The sequence below is a fragment of the Desulfurella sp. genome, from assembly GCF_023256235.1.
GTDB lineage: Bacteria > Campylobacterota_A > Desulfurellia > Desulfurellales > Desulfurellaceae > Desulfurella.
In genome coordinates, this window is the sequence record NZ_JAGDWY010000034.1 from 12943 (window position 1) to 18361 (window position 5419).

Here is a 5419-nt window from a genome sequence, read left to right on the forward strand (position 1 = left end):
GCTCCGCAAAAAATCTATGAAAAGCTAAAAAAAATTTTAGAAACAGAAAATATAAATATGCAGGATGAGGGCATAAAACTAATTTCTCAAATATCTCAAGGTTCTTTTAGAGTAGCAGAAAATTATTTGGATAGAGTTGTAGCTTATAAAAGCGACAATATTACTGCAAAAGATGTATCAGACGTGCTTGGCGTAGCTGATTTTGGTTTAATCGACGAATTTATTGATGCGCTTGTAAGTTTTAACACTAATTTGGCTTTTGAAAAAATAAACTATCTTTTCGATAAAAATTTAAAAGTAGAAACATTTATAGAGCTTTTACTTGAAAAACTACTTGCCCTTAGTATCGATCTTGAATTAAAGACAGCTTTTATAAACATTTTCTACGATGCTTTTTTGCAAATAAAATATAAGGTTGATGATACAATAACACTAAAAGTAGCCACTCAAAAAGCTCTAAGCTTAAAAAACCTTACAAAAATTGAAGAAATAATAAAACTTACTTATAACATGGATACTGATAAAAAAATCCAGTTTGATACTCAAATTGTTGAAGAAAACTCACATACCACTTCAAATAATATAGATATTTTACAAACCAATAATGTTTCTTTACAAGATAACACAAATGAGGCAGATAGATTGGAAAAAATTGTAATTGATTTGTTTGATGCAGAAATAATAGCAAAGAGGTGATTTTATGGCTAAAGGTTTTGGCGGTTTTGATATGAATACTCTCATGAGTCAGGCAAAAAAGATGCAAAAGGAAATTGAGCGTATTCAGCAAGAAGCAGCAAAAGAAATAACACAAGTAAGTGTAGGTGGTGGTATGGTTAGTGTTAGTGCAAATGGCGATGGAGAGATTGTTGAAATAAAAATATCAAAAGAATTGCTTAGTGATGATGTGGAGATGCTTGAAGATTTGTTGCTTTCTGGTGTAAATGAAGCTATAAGAAAGGCAAAAGAAAAAGTTAAAGAAAAGATGTCTGCTCTAACAGGTGGTTTGAACATACCGGGTTTATGATAAAGAATCTTGAAAATTTAATTGGATCAATAAAAAAACTACCGGGAATTGGCGAAAAAAGTGCTATAAGATATGCTTTGTGGCTTATAAATAATCCACGAGATGCTAAAGAGATAACAAAAAATATAGAGTATGCGTTAAATCTAAAAAAATGCAAAATTTGCCGTAATTTATGCGAAAATGATATTTGCGATATATGTTTGGATAGCTCACGTGATAAATCAACAATTTGTGTTGTAGAAACAATTGAAACATTAATCAATTTAGAATCTCAACATATATACAATGGTACGTATTTTGTTTTGTGGGGTTTAATTTCACCTTTGGAAGGAATTTATGCAAAAGATTTAGATCTTGATAAACTTAAAGAAAATGCTCAATCAGCAAAAGAAATAATACTTCTGATTGATGATTCTGTAGAAGGCAACCTTACTGCTCAATACATAATAGATATGCTAGATGGTAATATCAAAATAACAAAACCAGCTTCTGGTATACCAGTTGGCTATAATATTAATTCACTTGATAGATTAACACTACAAAAAGCTTTTCAAAATAGAATACCTTATTAGGAGAGTATATGAGTATCGTTGATTTAAGTAAAATTATAGAAATTGAATCAAAAGAAGAAAAAATTCAAAACTTTGAAACAGGCTCATGGCGTGTTGAGCGTCCTGTTTGGAATGAAAAAACATGCATAAATTGTTTGTTTTGCTGGCAATATTGCCCTGATGCATCTATAGTTTTGGATAAAGATGAAAAAATGGCAGGCATAGATTATCATCATTGCAAAGGCTGCGGTATATGTGTTGAAGTTTGTCCTACAAAGCCAAAATCGCTTGTTATGGCGCTTGAAAAAGATGTACAAGAAAAAGGCCTGGATGTTATAAGGCAGGAAGCGTTTAAGATTTAAGGAAGGTTTTCTTCCAAAATACAGGCTTTTGCCAAAGCTGCCAAATAAAGAGAACCCGCTATAAAAATATTTTCGTAATTTGATTGTTGCGCATAGAGTAAAGAGGTATTTGCGTCTTCTAAAAATTTATAATTTTTGTTTTCAAATTTAATATCATCTTTATCAATTGAATTTCGGTTGTTTGTTTTTGTTATTATAATTTCATCAAAATAGAAAGAAAGCATATTTAAAATTTTTTGATACTCTTTTTGCTTTAGGCTAGAGTAAATTAGCATTTTTGATCCTTTTATTTTTTTTGCGCATTCTAAAAACCTATTTGCTCCATCTACATTGTGTGCACCATCAATTATAAATGTCTTGTTAGCTGATTTTATAATTTCAAAACGTGCAGGCCAGTATGTATTTTTTATAGCTTGTGCGTCCAATCCCAAATTATAATATTTGTTTAAGCAGTCAATGGCCAAAAACGCACATGCGAGGTTTTCTTTTTCGTAATCGCATTTTAGAAAATTCAAGTCAAATTGTTTTGCACGGTTTAGATATATTTCGTCAACAAAATAAAGGTCAGCATTGGAAGATTGTTTGATCAAATTTATAACGTTAGGTGAATTTTTACCAATTATCCCAATTTTTCTAATAATGGCCATTTTTGTTTTTGTTATTTCTTCGATTGTTTTCCCTAAATGTTCTGTGTGATCGAAAGATATGCTTGTTAAAACACTTAAAATTGGCTCTACAACATTTGTTGCATCAAACTCACCGCCCATTCCTACTTCCAAAATTGCATATTCTACCTTTAATTTCTTAAATGCCAAAAAACTTAAAGCAGTCAAAAACTCAAAGTACGTTGCACCAAATTCTCTGGCTAAAGGTTCTATTTGAAGTGCCAAATCAAGCAACAAGTCAAAATCAACGCAAGCGTTGTTTACTTTAATGCGTTCATTCAATAGTATTAAATGTGGCGAAGTGTATAATCCAGTTTTGTAACCTTTTTGTAAAAAACTGTCATTTAACATTTGCGCAACACTGCCTTTACCGTTTGTGCCGCCAATCAATATACTTTTAAAAAAATTTTGCGGGTTAGATAGAGCTTCCAGCAACGCTTTTATGCGCTCAAGACCAAGTTTAATAGAATATGGTTGCAGGTTATCTAAAATTTTTTTGAGTTTTATATAGCTTTGCATAAAACAATTGCCACAGCATATTCACTTGTATGTGATATGCTAACATCTGCATTAAATTTTTTATTTTCAATATAAATTTGTACTGCACCGTGTTTATCGTTTAAGACTTCTATTTTATTAAGAGGTATTTTTAAGTTTGTTGCTTTAAAAAAAGCTTCTTTTGCACAAAACTTGCCGCATAGATGAATATGTGGGAATTTTTTTGAAAAACAATAATCTAATTCTTTTTGAGAAAAAATCCTATGTAGCGTTTTTTTTTCAAATTTTTTAAGCATGAGCTCAAATCTTTTAGTTTGTTCTATATCTATGCCAACCATCTGGCTTTTTCAATAATTTGTTTCATTTGGATTATAGCTTCTTTCAAGCCACAAAAAACAGCTCTTGAGATAATAGAATGACCTATATTTAATTCTTCAATTTCTTTGATTTTTGCAATCAGACTAACATTTTGGTAATTCAGGCCATGCCCTGCATGGACGCAGAGCCCAAGACTTTTTGCAAAAATAGCTGCATCTTTAATTGAATTTGCGAATTGAAGTTTTTGAGATATCGGTGCATTTGCATACTCACCTGTGTGAATTTCGATTGAATCTGCATTAAGCTTTTTTGCTGCTTCAATTTGTTTTTTATCTGGATCAATAAATAAACTTACAAGTATGTTTTTTGAATGCAATTTATCTATTACTTCTTTTAACTTTTCAAAGTTAGATATTACATCAAGACCACCTTCCGTTGTAAGTTCTTTTCTTTTTTCAGGCACAAGTGTTGATTGATATGGGACAAGATTTAAAGCAAAATTTACTATTTTCTCTTCTATGCTCATTTCCAGGTTCAGTGGAATTTTGATTGTATTTTTAACCAATATACAATCATTTTCCTGAATATGGCGTCTATCTTCCCTTAGATGCATAGTAATATTATCAGCAAGGGCTTCTTGAGCAATTAAAGCTGCATAGATTGGCTCTGGTTCTATACCCAGTCTTGCCTGTCTTAGTGTTGCTATGTGGTCAATATTAATTCCAAGCCTCATTTTTTAGCCTCCAAAATGGTTTTTAATACATAATTTAGACTATTTTCTTCGTTCGAGTGTATAATTATGGCATTTTTTGGCTTTTCAAATATTTCTTTTTGTTTAAAATATATATCAACTGTGCCATCTGAAATGCTTTTTTGGTGTTTTCTTTTTTCAAGATTTTTGAATATTGTTTGCTCATCTGGATCAAGAAAAACAAAATTAGGCGTTATTCCAAGTTTTTCTATCGTATTTACCAAACTTTGTCTGTGTGAATGTTTTATGTAGGTTGCATCAAGTATAACATTAAAACCATCTTTTAAAGCTTCGTAAGCTAACTGGCTTAATTTTTCATATACTAACTGTGTGTGATAGGTGCTGTAAATGCCTTTTTCAAAACCGTTTGTATTTCCAGAAAATAACTGTTTTCTGACAATATCAGATGAAAAAACCTTTGCGTTGAGTTTTTGCGATAATCTTTCGCTAAAATAGCTTTTGCCACAGCCAGTCAAGCCAACCATTGCAATAAGTATCGGTTTATACTTTTTATCAATATATTTATAAGATAGATCAAAATATTTGCTAGATAGCTCTTTTTTATTTTCAAAATAATAAATTTTTCCCCTTACATAGGCTCTGTAGGTTTTGTAAAAATTAAGTACTTCTCTAATAGAATAATCTTTCGAATATTCAATGTATTTTTGCAAAAAAAAATCAGATAAATTTTGTTTGCTGTGAAATTCTAAATCCATAAGCAAAAAAGCTACATCACTTGCAACATCAGAGTATCTGAAACGGTCGTTGAATTCTATACAGTCGTATATGTAAATTTTATCGGCAAGGCAAATATTGTGGGAATACAAATCGCCATGACAATCTTTAATTTTTTGCTCTACAATGCGTTTTTGCCAATCATACGTATCTAAAAAGTCATTTGTGTATTTTTTAATTGATTCAAACTGGTGTTTTGTTAAAAACGTACCTTGTGCTTTGATTGTTTGGTTAAAATTTTCGTCTGTATTGATTTTTATGTTTTCTTTTTTGCCAAATTCACTGATTTGTGGATTTGTTTGAGCATTTTTGTGAAAGTTTGCTATAATATTTGATAGTTTGTCTATATCTTTCAGTGTGACTTTATCTTTTTCAAGCAACACATCCATCATTTTATCTTGCGGAAGCTTTTTCATGGCAACTGCGTATTCTACAACTTCACCAGGACCCGATATAAAAAATTCATCTGCATTTTTTGTAATTGGCACAACCCCTAAATATAAATCGGGTGAAAA

At 30.8% G+C, this 5419-nt stretch carries 8 protein-coding genes; 4 read left to right on the forward strand and 4 right to left on the reverse strand.

Going from position 1 to position 5419, the window contains the following annotated elements; all coding sequences use genetic code 11:
* The 4 genes from Q0C22_RS03415 to Q0C22_RS03430 form a co-directional block, all read left to right on the forward strand.
* Window positions 1–696 (forward strand): hypothetical protein (locus Q0C22_RS03415; RefSeq protein ID WP_291490663.1); only part of this gene is annotated, 696 nt, incomplete at its 5' end.
* A 4-nt stretch (window positions 697–700) separates the two neighbouring features.
* Window positions 701–1024 carry a YbaB/EbfC family nucleoid-associated protein gene (locus Q0C22_RS03420; RefSeq protein WP_025391834.1) on the forward strand — a complete coding sequence of 108 codons (324 nt, stop codon included), beginning with the start codon at window positions 701–703 and terminating at the stop codon, window positions 1022–1024.
* Window positions 1021–1596, forward strand: coding sequence for a recombination mediator RecR (recR, locus tag Q0C22_RS03425; RefSeq protein WP_291490664.1), 576 nt, complete (start codon window positions 1021–1023; stop codon window positions 1594–1596). The genes Q0C22_RS03420 and recR overlap by 4 nt, the downstream gene beginning before the upstream one ends.
* An 8-nt stretch (window positions 1597–1604) precedes the next feature.
* Window positions 1605–1937 (forward strand): 4Fe-4S dicluster-binding protein, encoded by a 333-nt coding sequence (locus Q0C22_RS03430; RefSeq protein WP_291490665.1) that lies wholly within the window; start codon window positions 1605–1607, stop codon window positions 1935–1937.
* On the opposite strand, the gene Q0C22_RS03435 is transcribed toward Q0C22_RS03430, so the two are convergent.
* From Q0C22_RS03435 to Q0C22_RS03450, 4 genes are all read right to left on the reverse strand, one after another.
* Window positions 1934–3121: a Mur ligase family protein gene (locus tag Q0C22_RS03435; protein WP_291490666.1), complete on the reverse strand. Its 1188-nt coding sequence runs from the start codon at window positions 3119–3121 to the stop codon at window positions 1934–1936. The genes Q0C22_RS03430 and Q0C22_RS03435 overlap by 4 nt on opposite strands.
* Window positions 3106–3438 (reverse strand): holo-ACP synthase, encoded by a 333-nt coding sequence (gene acpS, locus Q0C22_RS03440; protein ID WP_291490667.1) that lies wholly within the window; start codon window positions 3436–3438, stop codon window positions 3106–3108. The genes Q0C22_RS03435 and acpS overlap by 16 nt, the downstream gene beginning before the upstream one ends.
* Window positions 3426–4151 (reverse strand): pyridoxine 5'-phosphate synthase, encoded by a 726-nt coding sequence (locus Q0C22_RS03445; RefSeq protein WP_291490668.1) that lies wholly within the window; start codon window positions 4149–4151, stop codon window positions 3426–3428. The genes acpS and Q0C22_RS03445 overlap by 13 nt, the downstream gene beginning before the upstream one ends.
* Window positions 4148–5419 (reverse strand): bifunctional aminoglycoside phosphotransferase/ATP-binding protein (locus Q0C22_RS03450; RefSeq protein ID WP_291490669.1); only part of this gene is annotated, 1272 nt, incomplete at its 5' end. The genes Q0C22_RS03450 and Q0C22_RS03445, both read right to left, overlap by 4 nt.